Origin of the sequence: Ferrimonas marina (assembly GCF_900129905.1) — a bacterium.
GTDB classification, from domain to species: domain Bacteria; phylum Pseudomonadota; class Gammaproteobacteria; order Enterobacterales; family Shewanellaceae; genus Ferrimonas; species Ferrimonas marina.
This window is the reverse complement of the sequence record NZ_FQXG01000001.1, coordinates 512,430-528,556: the sequence shown is the minus strand read 5'-3', so window position 1 is coordinate 528,556 and position 16,127 is coordinate 512,430. Positions and strand designations below refer to the sequence as shown.

Annotated in this window: 18 protein-coding genes and 4 tRNA genes; 9 read left to right on the top strand and 13 right to left on the bottom strand. The window is 59.4% G+C overall.

Annotated elements, in window-relative coordinates:
• The first annotated feature begins 58 nt into the window (after positions 1 to 58).
• Both BUC04_RS02450 and BUC04_RS02445 read left to right on the top strand, forming a co-directional pair.
• Positions 59 to 847, top strand: coding sequence for a LytTR family DNA-binding domain-containing protein (locus BUC04_RS02450; protein WP_067654907.1), 789 nt, complete (start codon positions 59 to 61; stop codon positions 845 to 847).
• A gap of 85 nt (positions 848 to 932) precedes the next feature.
• Positions 933 to 1,023: transfer RNA gene (locus BUC04_RS02445), tRNA-Ser, on the top strand.
• A gap of 312 nt (positions 1,024 to 1,335) precedes the next feature.
• Here BUC04_RS02445 and BUC04_RS02440 read toward each other — a convergent pair.
• Positions 1,336 to 1,686: a DUF2750 domain-containing protein gene (locus tag BUC04_RS02440; RefSeq protein WP_067654904.1), complete on the bottom strand. Its 351-nt coding sequence runs from the start codon at positions 1,684 to 1,686 to the stop codon at positions 1,336 to 1,338.
• Positions 1,687 to 1,838: 152 nt separating this feature from the next.
• Between BUC04_RS02440 and BUC04_RS02435 the strand changes: the two genes are divergently transcribed.
• On the top strand, positions 1,839 to 3,107 hold the full coding sequence (locus tag BUC04_RS02435) for an integrase arm-type DNA-binding domain-containing protein (RefSeq protein ID WP_067654901.1): 1,269 nt from the start codon (positions 1,839 to 1,841) through the stop codon (positions 3,105 to 3,107).
• Positions 3,108 to 3,397: 290 nt separating this feature from the next.
• Here BUC04_RS02435 and BUC04_RS02430 read toward each other — a convergent pair whose 3' ends face one another.
• Positions 3,398 to 3,793: a DUF3069 domain-containing protein gene (locus BUC04_RS02430; protein ID WP_067654898.1), complete on the bottom strand. Its 396-nt coding sequence runs from the start codon at positions 3,791 to 3,793 to the stop codon at positions 3,398 to 3,400.
• A 158-nt stretch (positions 3,794 to 3,951) separates the two neighbouring features.
• Between BUC04_RS02430 and BUC04_RS02425 the strand changes: the two genes are divergently transcribed.
• The 5 genes from BUC04_RS02425 to BUC04_RS02405 all read left to right on the top strand — a co-directional run bounded on the left by BUC04_RS02425 (position 3,952) and on the right by BUC04_RS02405 (position 8,829).
• Complete coding sequence (locus tag BUC04_RS02425) at positions 3,952 to 5,088, top strand: DUF3541 domain-containing protein (protein ID WP_067654895.1); 1,137 nt, start codon at positions 3,952 to 3,954, stop codon at positions 5,086 to 5,088.
• Positions 5,089 to 5,192: 104 nt separating this feature from the next.
• Positions 5,193 to 5,402, top strand: a complete 210-nt coding sequence (locus BUC04_RS02420; protein WP_159437648.1) for a DUF2845 domain-containing protein — start codon at positions 5,193 to 5,195, stop codon at positions 5,400 to 5,402.
• A 217-nt stretch (positions 5,403 to 5,619) separates the two neighbouring features.
• A complete protein-coding gene (locus BUC04_RS02415) occupies positions 5,620 to 6,273 on the top strand; it encodes an alpha/beta hydrolase (RefSeq protein WP_067654890.1) in 654 nt (217 codons plus the stop codon).
• Positions 6,274 to 6,675: 402 nt separating this feature from the next.
• Positions 6,676 to 8,127: a phospholipase D family protein gene (locus tag BUC04_RS02410; protein ID WP_234977305.1), complete on the top strand. Its 1,452-nt coding sequence runs from the start codon at positions 6,676 to 6,678 to the stop codon at positions 8,125 to 8,127.
• Positions 8,128 to 8,196: 69 nt separating this feature from the next.
• On the top strand, positions 8,197 to 8,829 hold the full coding sequence (locus BUC04_RS02405) for a GyrI-like domain-containing protein (protein WP_067654887.1): 633 nt from the start codon (positions 8,197 to 8,199) through the stop codon (positions 8,827 to 8,829).
• A 9-nt stretch (positions 8,830 to 8,838) separates the two neighbouring features.
• Here BUC04_RS02405 and BUC04_RS02400 read toward each other — a convergent pair whose 3' ends face one another.
• The 7 genes from BUC04_RS02400 to BUC04_RS02370 all read right to left on the bottom strand — a co-directional run bounded on the left by BUC04_RS02400 (position 8,839) and on the right by BUC04_RS02370 (position 12,831).
• Complete coding sequence (locus BUC04_RS02400; RefSeq protein ID WP_073325525.1) at positions 8,839 to 9,018, bottom strand: hypothetical protein; 180 nt, start codon at positions 9,016 to 9,018, stop codon at positions 8,839 to 8,841.
• A 112-nt stretch (positions 9,019 to 9,130) separates the two neighbouring features.
• Positions 9,131 to 9,541: a hypothetical protein gene (locus BUC04_RS02395; protein ID WP_067654881.1), complete on the bottom strand. Its 411-nt coding sequence runs from the start codon at positions 9,539 to 9,541 to the stop codon at positions 9,131 to 9,133.
• 450 nt (positions 9,542 to 9,991) lie between these two features.
• A tRNA-Val gene (locus BUC04_RS02390) sits at positions 9,992 to 10,068 on the bottom strand.
• A gap of 78 nt (positions 10,069 to 10,146) precedes the next feature.
• Positions 10,147 to 10,223: transfer RNA gene (locus tag BUC04_RS02385), tRNA-Val, on the bottom strand.
• Between the two features lie 81 nt (positions 10,224 to 10,304).
• Positions 10,305 to 10,381, bottom strand: a tRNA-Val gene (locus tag BUC04_RS02380).
• Positions 10,382 to 10,478: 97 nt separating this feature from the next.
• On the bottom strand, positions 10,479 to 11,495 hold the full coding sequence (locus BUC04_RS02375) for a DUF3080 family protein (protein WP_082766536.1): 1,017 nt from the start codon (positions 11,493 to 11,495) through the stop codon (positions 10,479 to 10,481).
• Complete coding sequence (locus BUC04_RS02370) at positions 11,476 to 12,831, bottom strand: MATE family efflux transporter (protein ID WP_067654836.1); 1,356 nt, start codon at positions 12,829 to 12,831, stop codon at positions 11,476 to 11,478. The genes BUC04_RS02375 and BUC04_RS02370 overlap by 20 nt, the downstream gene beginning before the upstream one ends.
• 38 nt (positions 12,832 to 12,869) lie before the next feature.
• Between BUC04_RS02370 and BUC04_RS02365 the strand changes: the two genes are divergently transcribed.
• Positions 12,870 to 13,484 (top strand): riboflavin synthase, encoded by a 615-nt coding sequence (locus BUC04_RS02365; RefSeq protein ID WP_067654833.1) that lies wholly within the window; start codon positions 12,870 to 12,872, stop codon positions 13,482 to 13,484.
• 14 nt (positions 13,485 to 13,498) lie between these two features.
• Here the strand turns inward: BUC04_RS02365 and BUC04_RS02360 are convergent, their stop codons facing one another.
• From BUC04_RS02360 to BUC04_RS02345, 4 genes are all read right to left on the bottom strand, one after another.
• On the bottom strand, positions 13,499 to 13,702 hold the full coding sequence (locus tag BUC04_RS02360; RefSeq protein ID WP_067654830.1) for a hypothetical protein: 204 nt from the start codon (positions 13,700 to 13,702) through the stop codon (positions 13,499 to 13,501).
• Between the two features lie 512 nt (positions 13,703 to 14,214).
• A complete protein-coding gene (locus tag BUC04_RS02355; protein ID WP_067654827.1) occupies positions 14,215 to 14,421 on the bottom strand; it encodes a CPXCG motif-containing cysteine-rich protein in 207 nt (68 codons plus the stop codon).
• Positions 14,422 to 14,438: 17 nt separating this feature from the next.
• Entirely contained in the window at positions 14,439 to 15,185 is a 747-nt protein-coding gene (locus tag BUC04_RS02350; RefSeq protein ID WP_067654824.1) for a pteridine reductase, read from the bottom strand.
• A complete protein-coding gene (locus BUC04_RS02345; protein WP_067654821.1) occupies positions 15,175 to 16,041 on the bottom strand; it encodes a fructosamine kinase family protein in 867 nt (288 codons plus the stop codon). The genes BUC04_RS02350 and BUC04_RS02345 overlap by 11 nt, the downstream gene beginning before the upstream one ends.
• Between the last annotated feature and the right edge of the window lie 86 nt (positions 16,042 to 16,127).

The following is a 16,127-nucleotide window of genomic DNA, read 5'->3' as shown; positions in this document are numbered from 1 at the left end:
AGCCGTTTTTTGATTCCTTCTCGTTTGTGTGGGCACACCGTAACGAGAGGGAAGTGTCGTGGCTGCCAATCATCCATCCGAAGCCGATAACCATCAACATCCGGACGACTGCCAGGGGGGCTACCATCAACTGGTGATGTCGATGGGCTCAATTCTCAGTCACCACCAGACCTCAGAGCAGCTTTATCAGGTGTCTCAGCTGTTTGCCGCCATCTGGCCAGGCTATCAACTGGTTTGGTATTGGCGTGGCAGCGCCATGCCTCCCTACCAAACTCTGGAGCGGGAGTGCGGTAAGCTCAGCTGCTCCAACATCCTTGCCGGTCGGATCTACGCCAGCAGTGCACCCAGCACGGTCAAACTGCACCAGATGTATCAATGGGTGTCGGCGGCAGCGGATCTGATCACCGCCGCCAACCGCGGTCGGATCAACAAATCGGACTTTCAGGCACTGGCAGACATCCGCGATCTGCTGGAGGAGTGCGAGTACATCAAGGCAGCCAACCAGTACGTGGAGCTGTTTCATCACAACGGCCAGTGCTTCCTGTTCCGGGTCAACCTGCACCAGGTAGAGAGCATGTTTGCGCCGGACAAGGTGTGCCGGGTTCACCGCAGCTACCTGGTGAACCCCGAGCGAGTCTCCTCCACCCGTAAGCAGCGCAATGGTCGGCTTCGCCTGCTGGTGGGAGAGGAGGAGATCCCGGTTGGCGAGCGCTACAACGAAATGCTCAAAACCACCTATCCCCAGTGGTTTAACCAGGGACAGGAACATACCTTGCTGCAGCAGTGGCTGTATAAGGATCAGGAAAGGCTGAGAGCGAACAAAGGCAAAGATGGCCACGGGGCCTGATTTCTGACCGCTTTGTTCGAATCCTGCCCGTCCGGTCAGTAGGGGGTTTACAGCGCCTGCGGAAATCCCTACTATGCCCGGCGTCGGTGGGATGGCAGAGCGGTTGAATGCACCGGTCTTGAAAACCGGCATAGGTTAATAGCCTATCCAGGGTTCGAATCCCTGTCCCACCGCCATATACGCAAAAAGGCCTCCAGAATTGGAGGCCTTTTTGCGTATATCACCCGGTGAGAATGGGTGCCGAACCCTGCTAGGGTTCGCAACGACCGTAGGGAGTGACGCCGCGCAGCGGCGAGCGAGCTTGCGAGCGGTCCATCCCTGTCCCTCACTAAAGTTTATGCCACCACCAATGTGCCTTTTGCCTGGCTACTGTCAGTGACGGAACAGGACACCCCCCATTGCGCAAGGCTTGAACACATTATTGGCGCCCGGGCATCAAAAAGCCGACCCAGGGGTCGGCTTCCAATCAGGCGTTGTGGTGACGGGGATTAGATCCCGCTGTCTGCCAGCAGCTTGGCCAGCTCAAACGGGTCACACTCAACGCCGTTAAGCTCTTCATCCCAGTCCAGACCCACCATCACCTTGTCTTCGTCCAGGCTCGGCAGCCACTGCTCGAAGAAGTCGTCGACGGATACCGCTTTGGCCTCGTACTCAGACCAATCTTCCTGGCACAGCGCCTTGGCGGCTTGCTCGGAGGAGAACAGCGGCATTACGTCGGTCTGCTCGAACTCGACGGAGTCGCAGACCACGTACTCGCCTTCGGTGCTCAGTACCCAGATCTGGCCCTGCTCGGTGACGGCATCGACAAAACGCTGGATTTCGGGTTGGATTGTGCTCATTTCGGATTCCTCATTAAGGCTGATTGGATCCTTGCTCAACTCGTCCCTGGGCGCAAGGAAAAACCAAAAAACGTTTGTTAAATCGGGATCTTTTCCCCTTTGCATCGGCCTTGGGATCTGAAAGGATCCGGTTAGCTAACAAGGAAACACGCATGACGAAAATCCCACCAAAGCAACAGGTTCTGCTTTTGCTCGATCAGTGTTTGGCCACCGGGATCCGTGGACGGGTCGCCGAGGTGATCAAGCAGGCGAAAAATGAGATTGAGGGACGCAGCGGCTATGACGAACGCTTTTACCAGCAGGCGGCCGCAGACGTCTCGGATCCACAGTACCCTGGCCTGGTGTTTAAGGTCGCCAAGCACAAGCGGCGCTGGATCCTGCGCTACACGCCAAAAGGGGCCAAGTCCACCAAACAGCGGACCTTAGGTCACTTTCCCGAGATGTCTGTTGCCCAGGCCAGGGAGGCCTGGGCTGAAGCTCGGGCGGAGCTGCAGGGCCAGTCAGTCGTGGCCAAGGTAGAGATGCCGGTGGAACGCCTGGTTGAGCTGTACCTGGCGTATGCGCGTCAGCACCGGAGCCAGTGGCGCCGGGAGCAGCAGATCCTTGAGCGACATGCGTTGCTGCTTTGGCAGGGATTGGATGCCGCAAAGATTGGCCCGGACGATATCGAGGCGGTGTTGCGCCAGGTAGAGCAGGGGGCGCAGCAGCGGGGCAGTCATGGCCAGAGGGCAAAAGGGGCGGCACTGTCGACGCTCCGTCACCTGTTTGATGTGGCCAGGGGCCATATCGCGATTCAGCCCGAGGCCTGGCTGGATCCCAATCTCGCCAACCCCTGTGAAACGATCCGTCTGCCTCAGGTGATCAGTCACCGCATGCCATTGATGGCCAGCGAGATTGGCCGTTACCACAAGGCGTTGTTGGGGCTGCCACTGCATGAGCAGGTTCAGCCGTTGCTGTTACTTCAGCTTTCTCTGTTGGTGCCGTTTTCTGTGCTGTGCCGGATGACCTGGGCCGGGGTCAATTGGGAACGTGGCCTGGTTCAGGTCAAGACAACACGGGGGCAGGAGAAGGTGGTGCCGGTGACACCGGCGGCGATGGAGATCCTCAAACTGCAGCGGCGACAAAGCGGTCAATCGGTGTGGGTGTTTCCGGCCATGCAGCATCCGGAGAAACCGATGCCACATCGCTATCCCAGTGAGTTGATGGCGGCGGTTCGCGAACATCTCTCTTTACCAGACCAATTTACCGCAGACCGGATCTGCCGTTTCGGTCGTGACTGGCTGGTGGGGCAGGGTAGCGCCCTGGCGGAGGCAGCGTTGCCTTTGGACAAGGCGCAACTCAACCCCCTGACTGAGCAACAGATCCGTCAAAACCTGCAGCAGTGGCAGCAGCACCTGACCAATCTGCGCCTTTCCGGGTGAATTACACGATGTAACGCATACTGTAATGGTGCTGGCCAATTGCGGCTTATTGGTGTGGTTACGTGTGGTGACGTCCAATAAATGCGGGTTCGTTCCGGAGTGGATAATCAAGCGAACCCAGCCGACAGAACGACGAGTCTCGTCGAGGGTTCGATAACAGCCTGAGGTTTTGAACGAGGCGCCGATGGCAGTATGCCAGAAAAAAGCCCCACCTCGCAGTGACGAAGTGGGGCATTTCTTTGTCCGAGCTGGCTGGCATTACCATTTGTCCAGCTGGGCAATAAATAGACTCAGGCGCGGAACGGTGACAGGAACTCGTTACGCAAAGAGGCGTCGCGACGCGCGGACTTGAGGTCCTTGATCATCATCTTGATGCCCTGGGAAAACAGCTGCTGCAGCATGGCATCAGCCTGCTCTTCGCTGAGCTCTTCACCCTCGTTATTCTGCTGCGCCATTTGCAGTAACTCGGCAGTTGGGCCAGCCAGGGTGTAGGTCACGATCGCCTGGAACTGCTCAAAGCTCTCCATGACATTGCGGGCACTTTGCGGTTGCTGATCCCAGCTGGCGCGAAGCGGTGCTTCGACAGCGTTGTAGATGCTCAGCAGCCCTTCGTGCTGTTCTTCGGATACCTCCATGTAGTTCAGTACCTGCTGCAGCTCTTGGGGCAATGGGGTTTTCTCGCTCATGACGTCATCTTCTGTCTAAATCAAAGTGGCCACATCTTAGCGCAATGACCTCAAAAGTCAGCGTTAGAGCCCTGGATTTCCCACCATTGAGTCACTCGTTCGGCAAACTGGCTAATACTTGACCACACTGCCTCGGGTCAATGTACAGGGATTACGTCATGAACCACCCATGGTTAGCTGCCATCTTGCTGTGCGCGCCACTGCTGCACGCCGCCGAAGCCATGCCACCGCCAAAGCAGGATGCGGCGCTGTTGCGGCACACTTTTGAACAGGCGTTGCAGCAGTTGCCTCCGCGTAAGCAGGGGCACTATGGCCTGCGACTCTACCGGCAAACCGGCGAGGAGGTATATGGCCATTGGGTGCTTAACGACCTGGAGTTTCATGCTCAGCGTCTGAATCGATTGTTTCCGCTGATGTCGGATCCGGCGGGTCTGGCCCGGCACATCGAAGCGCGGGTTGAGCGTTACAGTCACTTTAAGCAGCCCAGGGGCCAGCTTCGTTACGACACTGTTCGCCTGCAGCCGGAATATCTGATCCTGGGATTTGATCTGATCGCATCACTGGCACGGCTGCAGGAGTATGGTTTGCGCCACCAGGGAGAAGACGCGTTTCGTCGCTACATCGAGGCGCAGCAATTTGAACGCTTTGTGACCCAGCCGGAGATGATCCAGGCCTGGGCGGCGCAACTGGCCAACCAGGTGTTCTGGCTGAAGCAGTTGGGGCAGGGGGACATGACGGAGCTTTTTATTGAGGCGTTTCGGAAGGTCTATCCCGATGACATGGACGCCGCTCTGGACGAGTTGCAGTATCACAACAAGCTGTATGGCCTGACCCATATCCTGTTTGCCTCCTCCCAGTATTACCAGTACCCGGTGCGGCCTGAGCCCTACCGCTGGATTTTTGATTACTTCCGCGCCAACGAAGGGGAGATCCTCCGCCGGGCCAAGGCCGATGTATTGGCCGAGGTGGGGATCGCTTTTTTGCTGGCGGGGCTGGACTCCGAGCCCATGGTGGCCCGTCTGCAAAGCGCGCTTCAGGCCACCATTGATCGGGACGCCGGGATGATCCCCTCCACTACGGGTAGCCTGGATCCCGTCTACGGAGAGCACCGCAATGTCCTCGCAATCATGTTGCTGGACTGGCAAGGGATGCACCCCGGGCCCGATGCACGGCAGCTTCGCCGCTGGCGAGGCAGTTTACCCGAGGGGGTGACCATTTATCAGCCTCATCTGGATACGGTGGGAATCCAACAAGGCACCCCACTGGCTAAGCAAAGCGGACGGGGGGCAAGATGAACGAAGCAAGGACTCATCGAGTCAACACCACGTTGTGCCTGGCAGCCTGCGCCGCTCTGATTATCAGTGTCCAGGGGCAGGCCGTGGAGTGGCAGGTACCGTCGGTGCGATGCACGGCAACCGGGCTTATCAAGGTTGGCGACTCTACCGGCGCGCTGCTCTCGGCGTGCGGACGCCCACAACTGACCGAATCGCTGCAATACCCCGAAGGCGGAGTCGCCAGTACGCGTTACTACTTTCGCGTCGGTGGCAAGGAGGCTTTTGTGGCCGAGGTGCGGGCCGGTGAGGTGGTGGCGCTGCGTCGCATGCGCTAGATCTGCGGCGGTCCACCCGATCGTTGCTCTAATGCCGTTCTCTGGCTTGGTTTGTCATTGGCACTTTGGTTTTTAGTTCAGCGCTGATCGCTTGTGGTTGTCCATTGACGCGGTGGTGGGGTGGCAGGTTAGGCTAGCGCTTTCCAATGAGAGGTTGGTACGGGGCCGGAATCGGACCCTATCCGGCCAACCAATGCGGTGCGGTAAAGGAGAGCGTATGCGCGACACCCTGGTCAGAGAAACGGGCCCTGAGCCACAAGCTGCGGTGATCTGGTTGCACGGACTGGGGGCCAGCGCCGATGATTTTGTCCCGGTGATCCCTCATTTGAACCTGGCGGGCTGTGGTGACATCCGCTTCCTGTTTCCCCAGGCTCCCAGTCGTCCGGTCACCATCAACCAGGGCATGGTGATGCCCGCCTGGTACGACATTCTGTCGCTTGGTTTGGAGCGGGAGGTGGACAGTGAACATCTGCTGGCTTCTGCGCAGACCATTGGCCAGATGATTGAGCAGCAGGTGGCGCAGGGCATCGACAGCCGCCGCATCGTGCTGATCGGCTTCTCACAGGGCGGTGCTGTGGCCTACCAGACTGCGTTGAGCCATCCGCAGCCTTTGGCGGGTCTGCTGGCGTTATCAACCTACCTGGCGACAGCGGACTCCCTGACGCTCTCCGATGCCAATCGCCAACTGCCGGTGGAGATCCATCATGGCAGCCAGGACCCCATGGTGCCGCCTCAGTTGGCGCACAAGGCGGCTGAGCGCCTGACCCAGATGGGACTGGCGCCAAGGACCCGCAGCTACGCCATGGCCCACGAGCTGTGCATGGCGCAACTGGACGACATCTCTTCATTCCTCAGGCAGGTGCTGGGCTAAGGGCCTCGCAGTGCTTAGCGCCTTTTGTTGTTAAGATCAAAGCTGCGGAGTTGGCCTGCTATGAGGGTAAGAGCCCTTATTCGGGCGACAGGCCGCCCAGATAGTGCGCGCTGTCGATAGTGGGGGTCACAAACGTGATCCGCTCTGTTGCGTCGCTCGCGAGAGTCTAGCAGGATTGCGACGCTGCTACGGTATTGCCCCATCAGACAGCTGGTTAGCCGGGGACGAGCATCATGGATAGCGTCAGGTAGGCGCAAAGCCTTCGGCAAGGCCATGCTGCGCCAAGACTGGCAGCAACCCATTATCACCTTCACTCGCTACAAGGATATGCAGTCCATGCCCGTGCTAGACCGCTGTCGGCTCCTCGCCATCGCTCTCGTTTTTCTGTCCGGATGCGCCTCGTTGCCCCCCGAAATTGAACATCGGGATGACCCGGCGGTGGCCAAGGTCTGGGAATCGCAACAGCACTGGCAGGCGCAGCATGACCTTGGCCTGAGCCAGGTGGTGTTGCAGCAGAGCGGTTGGGATGCGCTGGCCCAGCGCCTGGCTCTGATCGAGACGGCTCAGCATAGCATTGATATCCAGTACTACATCTGGAACTCCGATGCCTCCGGGCTCTACCTGTTCAGTCGGCTGGTCGCCGCAGCGGACCGGGGGATTCAGGTCCGACTGCTGTTGGATGACATCAATGTGGATGAGCGGGAGGATCTGCTGGCCACGCTGGATCAACACCCCAACATCGAGGTGCGGATCTTCAATCCCATTCCCAGCCGACAGGGGGTGGCAAAATGGCTCCGGGTACTCGGGGATTTTTCCCGGTTGAATCGTCGTATGCACAACAAGACCTTCACCGTCGATGGTCGGGCATCCATCGTCGGGGGCCGTAATATTGGCGATGAGTATTTTGATCTGTCCGATCAGATCAATTTCCGTGATCTCGATGTGCTGGTGATGGGCCCGGTGGTTGACGATATCGAGGCAGGTTATAGCCAGTATTGGAGCAGCCCCTGGGCGTACCCCATTGACCTGCTTGGTGGTACCGTCCGACCCGAGTTGCCAGAGTTGAGCCTGGCAAAGGCACCGGTTTACCAGAACCTAGCGGCGCTGCCCCAGGGCCAAGTGGCGTCGGAACGCTTCCTGGCGGCGTTAATGGATGAGATGACCTGGGCCAAGACCGAATATGTCGCAGACCAACCCGTGCCCGCGGATGTGAATGACAGCAACCAGCCCAAAAAGACGGCCCGGGTGCTCAATGACCTGGCTCAAGGGTCGCAGCACTCCATCTTGATCGAGTCCGCCTACCTGGTGTTGGATGACCGACAGCTTGAACAACTGCAACGACTGACGGACCGGGGGATTGAGGTCAAAGCCCTGACCAATTCGATGGCGTCGAACGACCTGCTCCCCAACCACTCAGGCTACGCCGGACGACGCAAGGGGATGTTGACCCACGGCATGGACCTGTTTGAACTCAAACCGGATACCAACTTGTGTACGGAATCCACCCGGGACGAGGCCAAATGCGCGCCACAGGCCGCCTACGGGTTGCACAGTAAATCCGCGGTATTCGACCACCGGATCCTGGCGATCGGCTCGTTCAACCTGAACCTTCGTTCCATCTATCTCAACACCGAGTCCGTGTTGCTCATTGACAGTGAGCAACTGGCAACGGAACTGGCAGCGAAGATGGAGGAGGCGATGGATGAAACCCACAGCTGGCACCTGGAGCTTGAGCAGGGCCAACTGCGGTGGACGTCGGGGGAGTCAAGTTGGACCAGTGAGCCGGAGATGGGGCGATGGTCGCGGGCTAAATCCCGCATGTGGCAGTTGTTGCCAGTAGAGAAGTACCTGTAGATCTACGGCACTAAGCCAAGCCACACCGTAAAGCCTGAATCCATGTTGGATGAGCCAGAAGGAGTCACCATGGCCGGTACCAGTGAGAAACGAGACTACAAGAAGCTGCTAAAACCCCTGTACCACGGCAGTGCGACCAAGCTGGCTACCCTGGAGGTGCCAACACTGCACTACCTGATGGTGGGTGGCCAAGGCGCGCCGGGGTGTGAAACCCACCAGCAGGCGATTGAGGCGCTGTTCTCGGTGGCCTACGCCATCAAGTTCCTGGTGAAGCGGGGCGAGCTGGGCATCGATTACGGCGTGCTGCCGCTGGAGGGGCTTTGGTGGGCGGATGAGATGGCCGATTTCGTCAACGGCAACCGGGATAACTGGCGCTGGACCATGATGATCATGCAGCCGGATCTGGTGGACGAGAGCCTGGTGGAGCAGGCGATGGCACAGGTTCGGGCCAAGAAAGCCCTGCCGGCACTGCCTCTGGTCCGCTACGCCCCCTATAGCGAGGGATTGTGTGCCCAAACCCTGCATGTTGGCCCCTTTGCCGAGGAGGGGCCGACGGTGGCCCGGTTGCATGCCTACATCGAACAGCAGGGCAGCCAGCTGCGTGGCAAGCACCATGAGATCTATCTCAGTGACTTCCGTCGTACCGCCCCGGAGCGATTAAAAACCCTGATCCGCCAGCCGATGGTGCCACCTCAGCGATAACATGGGGGCTTAGGGCATCGCCAGGATGCCGATAGGACACTCTTTGCCTGGCCCCCAGGTGACCACCAGCATCTCGTTGACGGTTTTCTCCGGGTTGCTGTACCAGCAGTACATCAGCCCACGCTCCTCCACCACCTGCGATGCCCTCAGGTCCAGTGACAGCCGCTCGCTGGCCTGTGCTGATGCCATGACCATCCCCATGGTGAAGGCCGCGCCCGCGGCGATGAGCAGCCGGTGAACACATAGCGCAAGCCAACGACGTATCGAACCCCTCTGTTGATTGGTTTTCATGACGGTTTCCTCAGTTCAGCACTGTGTAGCCATCGTTGCTCAAGCATTGACGAACAACGTGTTTTTGCTCTGCCTCATGGTGTCTTTGTGCGCCGCGGCGGTTGGCGCTGCCCCGCAACAAGCCAACAGAAGCGCCCACTGCCGCGCCGGTTTTAGCGGCGGAAGAGCCCGAGTTACCGGAGATGGCGCCGGCAGCAGCACCGACAGTGCCCACACGGGCGGCGGATTTCACACCATCCTGCAGCGCGCCGTCCACCTCCGGCTGCTGGACCTGCGAAGCCAACTGCTCGCAGTGGTAGATGGCGGCATTGATGTCGTGATCGGATTGGCCTTCTTGAGGTTGAACCACCAGACCAAAGGTATTGGCACCGGCTGTAACGGGAAGGCCGAGGCCCAGAACAATCCAGAAAAGTTTCCTCATGACTTGCCTCCTGAACCCATACCCATCGAGATGGACGCTGATGGCCTTGGGATCCCCAGTTGGGTATTGCCCGCTGAGTAGTGGCGGCGGCCGTTTCTGCAACGGCGATGTGGACGCAGTTGTGTCGCAACCATAGAGACTCTCCCCATTGTGTGAAGGATGGTGGCCGCCGGCGGGGAAGGGCATGTGTGCTAATCGCCCTCCACCGGCGGGGTGTCTGTCGCTTCGAATGTAGAGAAAGTGTTTGGGTTACCGTTACTTAATTGACGATTAAGTCGGAAGTGGTTCAACTCTGGTTCAGAGCAGCAACGGGCATCGGAGTGTCGCTTATTGCGAAGAGGAGACGGTGGTGTCGCTTGGGAGAGTGACGAATATGACGGCGACCAGGAGACTGGGTCCTGATTGACAGATACGAAAAAGGGCTGGAGATTGCTCTCCAGCCCTAATATGTGGTGCGTCCGAGTAGATTCGAACTACCGACCCCCACCATGTCAAGGTGGTGCTCTAACCAACTGAGCTACGGACGCACATTAACTTGTTGTGATGCTGCTTCGAAGGCGACATCGGCGATAAACAGAAACCGAGGGTTGTGTTTATCGAAAAGATGGTGCGTCCGAGTAGATTCGAACTACCGACCCCCACCATGTCAAGGTGGTGCTCTAACCAACTGAGCTACGGACGCACATAAACAGGTTGTGATACCGGTTGCCACGGCAACCCATATCGATGATTGAACCGCGTGTGTCGCTTCAATCAAGAATCTTGGTGCGTCCGAGTAGATTCGAACTACCGACCCCCACCATGTCAAGGTGGTGCTCTAACCAACTGAGCTACGGACGCACTGTGCTGTGCTAAACAGCGAGGCGTATAGTAATCAGCCCTCGGCTAGCTGGCAAGGGGATTTTCGCTGAAACAGGCTTGATTGCTGCCGCTTTGTTCAAGTGCCCGGGCGATTGTCGCTTTGTTGACCGGGAAGGCCTCCGCACTGGGCAATTTTTCTCTGCCAGTGGTCGGTGTGACGATCCACCGACGAACGATATTTTGCGCGCAAGCTGCTGTTTTCTGATGATAAGTAAAAAGTGAAGAAGGCTTTGTCAGGCACCGGCTGGAGCAGATCCCTAAGCGGGCCGGTTAAGGCCTGGTCACTGCGTTGAACCTGGGCGAGCAGCGGCTGAACCCGTTTGCCATAGATGGCGACCAACAGGTTGGGCAGGATCTCCGCCTCTTGTCGGCTGCAGCTGTCCAAACCGGAGGCGGCCAGCATGGCACTGGCCTGATCCAGCGTGGTCATCAACGCGATCATACTGCGGTGCAGGCTGGCCGGTTGGGCGCTGGCTCGCACCTGGTTAAGCAGGGCTTCCAGCTCTTGGCCGTCGCTGTCGTGGGGATAATCCAGCGCCAGGCTCTGAGTCCGATACTGGGCCAGTTGACTGAGCAGCTGTTCGGTCTCCACGTCGCCTTGCCACTGCCATGGGGCTTCACTGCTGTCGAGCTTGTACCACAGCTCTTCGCTGAGCAGCAGCATACGACCAAAGCGTTGGGCCAATTGCGGGGTGCGATCCTCCACCACCTGCTGGCGCAGGGCCACACCCTCGGGTTCCAGCTCACTGGGATCGCAGCGGTGCAGGCGATGCAGCAGCTGGCGCTGGTAGCGGTATTGGCCGGAGGGAAGGGCGAGTTTGCCCATGGGGGCGTTGTGCTCGGCGATGAGAGGCAATACCTGGCAGGGCTTAAGGCTGAGCGGGTCGAGCAGGGCAACTCGGCTGCTGGCCGGCGGCTGCAGGGCTGCCCGGGCCGGGCGGCTGGGCAGGGCGGGGGGCTGTGGAGCGGGGCGCTCCACCTCCAGTACCCGTTCCAGCCGGGTGAGGTAGTCGTCCAGCACAGTCTCTGGCCCCCGCTGACATCCAGTCATCAGGGGCAACACCAGGGTAAGGCTAAGCCATCGCAGTCTCATGTCGTTTCTGTACGATCCTTAAGCGCCAGTTGAGCAGCACCGCGGCCGTCGACAGGCCGGAGATAAAGCCGATCCAAAAGCCGGCAGCGCCCATTCGGGGGACGGCCAGATCGGTCAGTCCCAATACGTAGCCAACGGTCATACCGATCCCCCAGTAGGAGAACAACGCGATCCACAGGATCATCACGGTGTCCTTGTAGCCACGCAAACACGCAGTCGATACGACCTGGATGGCGTCGGAGATCTGGTACACCGCACACAACAGCATCAGTTGCACGGCCAGGGCGAGCACCTGGGTATCGTCGGTGTACATCTGGGCGATGGGGCCACGGGCCACCAGGGTCAGTACCGCGGTGGCCAGAGCAACCGCCACGCCCAACCAGATCGCCAGCCTGGCCACCATGCGGGCGGTTTCTGGTTGTTCCCGGCCCAGGTAATAGCCGATGCGAATGGTGGCAGCCACCCCGATGGACAGTGGCAACATAAAGATGATGCTGGAGAAGTTGGCAGCCACCTGGTGACCCGCCACCACGATAGATCCGAGCGGCGCGATCATCACCGCGACAAAGGCAAACAGGGTGACCTCAAAGAACACCGCCAGCGCCACCGGCAGGCCCAGGCCCCAGATCCGCTTCTGTACCGTCCAGTCGATCGCCTTGAACTGGCTGAACAGCTGGTAATCACGAAAGCGTTTGCCCCACTTGAGGTAGACGATCATGCACAGGCTCATCCCCCAGAACACCAGCGCGGTGGCCACCCCGCAACCCGCACCGCCCATGGCGGGCATGCCAAAGTGGCCATTGATGAAGATGTAGTTGGCCGGGATGTTGATCGCCAGGCCGACAAAGCTGATCACCATGGAGGTAAAGGTGTGGGAGAGCCCCTCCGGGAATACCCGCAATACCTGGAACAGCAGAAAGGCGGGGGCGCCCCAAAGCACCGCATTGAGGTAGCCGGTGGCCAGGTGCTGCAGCTCCGGCTCCAGATCCATCCGTTCCAGCACCAGGTTGGCCTGGGCCAGCAGCAGCATGGCGATCAGCGCACACCCTGCTGCCAGGTAGGCGGTCTGGTGCACCAGTGGACGCACCTTGTCGGTTTCATTGGCCCCGTGCAGATGAGACACCAGTGGCGGTACCGCCCAGATGATGCCGGAGAACAGCAAGATGGTGGGCAGCCACAGGCTGGCCCCCACCGCCACGGCGGCCATATCCACGGCACCGACCTGTCCCGCCATCACGGTGTCGATAAAGCCCATCATGGTTTGGGCAACCTGTGCCAGCAGCACGGGCAGGGCCAGTTGCACCAGTTTTTTGACTTGGAAGCCGGGGTTATGCATTTTGTACAGCCAAAGTGGTAGAGAAATCGGAAATCAGTATGTTTACAGGCATAGTGCAGGGCACAGCGACAGTCACACAGATCCACGAACAAAAGGGCCTGCGCACCTTGGCGGTGTCGCTGCCCAATGGGTTAGCTGAGGATCTGGAGTTGGGGGCCAGTGTGGCCAACAACGGGGTCTGTCTGACGGTGACAAGTGTCGAGAATGATACGGTTTTCTTTGACGTGATGGAAGAAACCCTGCGCCTGACCAACCTGGCGGATCTGCAGGTGGGTAGCCTGGTCAACGTGGAGCGCTCGTTGACCTTCGGCAAGGAGATTGGTGGTCACCTGGTGTCCGGTCATGTTCACACCAGTGCCATGATCGCCGAGCGTGAGGAAACCGAGACCAACTGTCGGCTGCGGCTGAAGGTGGACTCGCAGTGGATGAAGTACATCCTGCACAAAGGCTTTGTCGCGGTGGATGGCTGTAGCCTGACCGTGGGGGAGGTGTTTGATGACGGTTTCAACCTGCACCTGATCCCGGAAACGCTGCAGTTAACCACCCTGTCAGAGCGCCAGGTGGGTGACCGTCTTAATATCGAGATCGACAGCCAGACCCAGACCATCGTGGACACGGTGGAGCGGGTGCTGGCGGCCCGAGAACAGGGGTAGGGGATAGCGTGACGCTAGGGCGCCGATACGCTGGATGAAGCCGGCATCGGCGCCGTCTGACCGGCTGATTCTGCCTTAGCGGTAACCGGGGTCGGGACCAGTGGCTGAGCCTCTGACGGCACCATCGCTTGTGGGCTCTGGATCGGCACTGTTATCAGTAGCACCATGATCAGCGCCAGGATGATCAGCAGCACGTCGTGAAAGTTCAGTTGCTTCATGTTCATCTCCTTGCGTCTCAGTCCGAACGGCCATGTCCGGTGGCAGCCCGATCGATGCTGGCTTGCATCAATCTGTTGCTGTTCACACCAGGCCGGGCAGTGTGCCCCGAGGCCACTTAACCCAGTCTGACTGTCCGGTCGATGACCAGCGGCCATCGGCTCACTTTGTGATACGCAACACTTTTCCAGCTTGATCAATGGCTCGCCAACAACTTTGTCCGGTTTACCCCGGTGGATTTGGCGATCGTTAAGCCACACTGGAGAGTGTGGCAAAGACCGGCAACTCCTGCCCTGATCCCAGCCCAGAATCGGGTTTCTTGTTGTTGACGGCAGCGCCTATCCGGTTGTCCGTGGTTTTCATTCTATGCGGGGTACAGGGCGCCGCTGTGCGCCACAGCACAAAAATCACAGGTGAATGGAAGGGCGAAGCAAAGATATGGCCGAGTCGCAATGACCGGCTGTGCAGGCCAAGCCAGCGGCAGGCTTGGCGGGAAGGTCCGCTGAGCTGACTGTCAGTAGTTCTGCTCGTCGTCGGCGTCAACGAACAGCTGCACCTGTTGGTGCAGCTCGTCGATGTGCAGGCGAAGGTGGATGGACGCGCAGCAGGCGCTGCAATCCTGGTAGAACTCCTGGTCACCGCCACTGGAGTCCACGTCGACGCGGGTATGGAAGCCACAGTGCGGGCAGAGAATGGTGTGTTGGTTATTGCCTAGTTTCATAGCTGAACTCTCTTGGTTCAGGCTCCCTCCAACGGGGCGATTGAACGGCCACCGTCCACCGCCAGGATCTGGCCGGTGATGTAGTGGGCGTCCAGGGCCAGGAAGCCAACAGCCTGGGCGATGTCCTCAGGGGTTCCCAGCCTGCCAAGGGGAACCTGGTCCAACACCCCTTGCTGAGCTGCGGCATCACCGCCGGTTTCAGGCCATAGGATGGCACCGGGGGCCACGGCATTAACGCGGACTTCCGGGGCCAGTTCCAATGCCAGCGAACGGGTCATCATCGACAGCGCCGCCTTGGCCATGCAGTACAGTGTATGCCCTTTTAGCGGCGATTGAGCGTGCACATCCAGCAGGTTAACGATGCCGCCCTGGGTCTGGGTCAGTGCCGGTGCCAGCGCCTGGCTGAGCAGCAGTGGCCCCTGCATATTGGAGCCCACCAGCGAGTGCCAAGCGGCGTCGTCGATCTGTCCAATGGGGGTAGGGAAGAAGGCCGAGGCGTTATTGACCAGCAGGTCCAGCCGTCCCCAGGGCGCCAGCGTCTGTTCGGCCAGCCCCGGGATCCCCTGGGGATCGCTCAGACTGCCCTGGATCACCACCGCCGAATCGGGCCGCAGTGCGTTGAACTGTTCGGCCAGCGCCTGGGCTTCGGCCGCCGAGCTGTTGCAGTGGATCACCAGGTTAAAGCCGCGCTGGTGCAGCATCTGGTTGATGGCTGCACCGATACGGCGGGCACTGCCGGTGGTGAGAGCGACCTTAGTGGGCATCACAGAAAAGCTCCTGCATCTGCATCTGGCACTGCTGCAGGTAACTGCCGCCAAATAGGTTGAGGTGATTTAACAGGTGGTACAGCTGGTAGATCGGTTTGCGTTTGGCATAGCCCTTGTCGATGGGCCACTCGGCGTCGTAGCCGCGGTAGAAGTCCTGAGGCAGGGGGGAGAACAGCTCGGTCATGGCCAGATCGGTTTCCCGGTCGCCGTAGTAGCTGGCAGGGTCAAACAGCGCCCCCTGGCCCTCGACAAAGCCCAGGTTGCCACGCCACAGATCGCCGTGCAGCAGGCTGGGCTGAGGTTGATGGTGACGCAGGGTCTGGGCACAGGCCTCGATCCAGCGATCGATGTTGCCAAACTGGTGGCCCTTGTCCTGGGCCAGCTTCAACTGCCAGCCGATACGCTGTTCGGCGAAAAACTGCGACCAGTTACTCTGCCAGCGATTGGGTTGTGGGGTGCGGCCGATGAAGTTGTCCTCGTCGAAGCCGTACTGGGATTGGGCGTTGTCCCGGTGCAGTCGAGCCAGGGCCTGGCCGAACTGGTACCACTGGGCGTTGGTGGCGTTGCCCAGATCCAGGTATTGCAGCGCCAGGAAGGCCTGGTCTGAGGTGGTGCCCATGGCCACTACCTCCGGCACAATCAGCTCGCTGCGATTGAGCAGGTTGAGGCCCAACGCTTCGGTCTGGAACAGCTCGAGCTTATCGCGCTCATTGACCTTCACAAACAGGCTGCAGTGGTGATCGGCGACCTTAAAGGCCCGGTGGATGTCCCCCCCGGTGATGCTCTCACGCTGCTGGATCTTGAACTCCCGCCCCAAGGCGTCCGATAGCTGCTGGCTGATGGCGTTCCACATGACCGATCTCCCCCTGACAGTCCTCAAACTTTATATTACTTCAGTACCCTGGCTTGCCAAGTCCGGTTGCACCCCGGATTGATCTG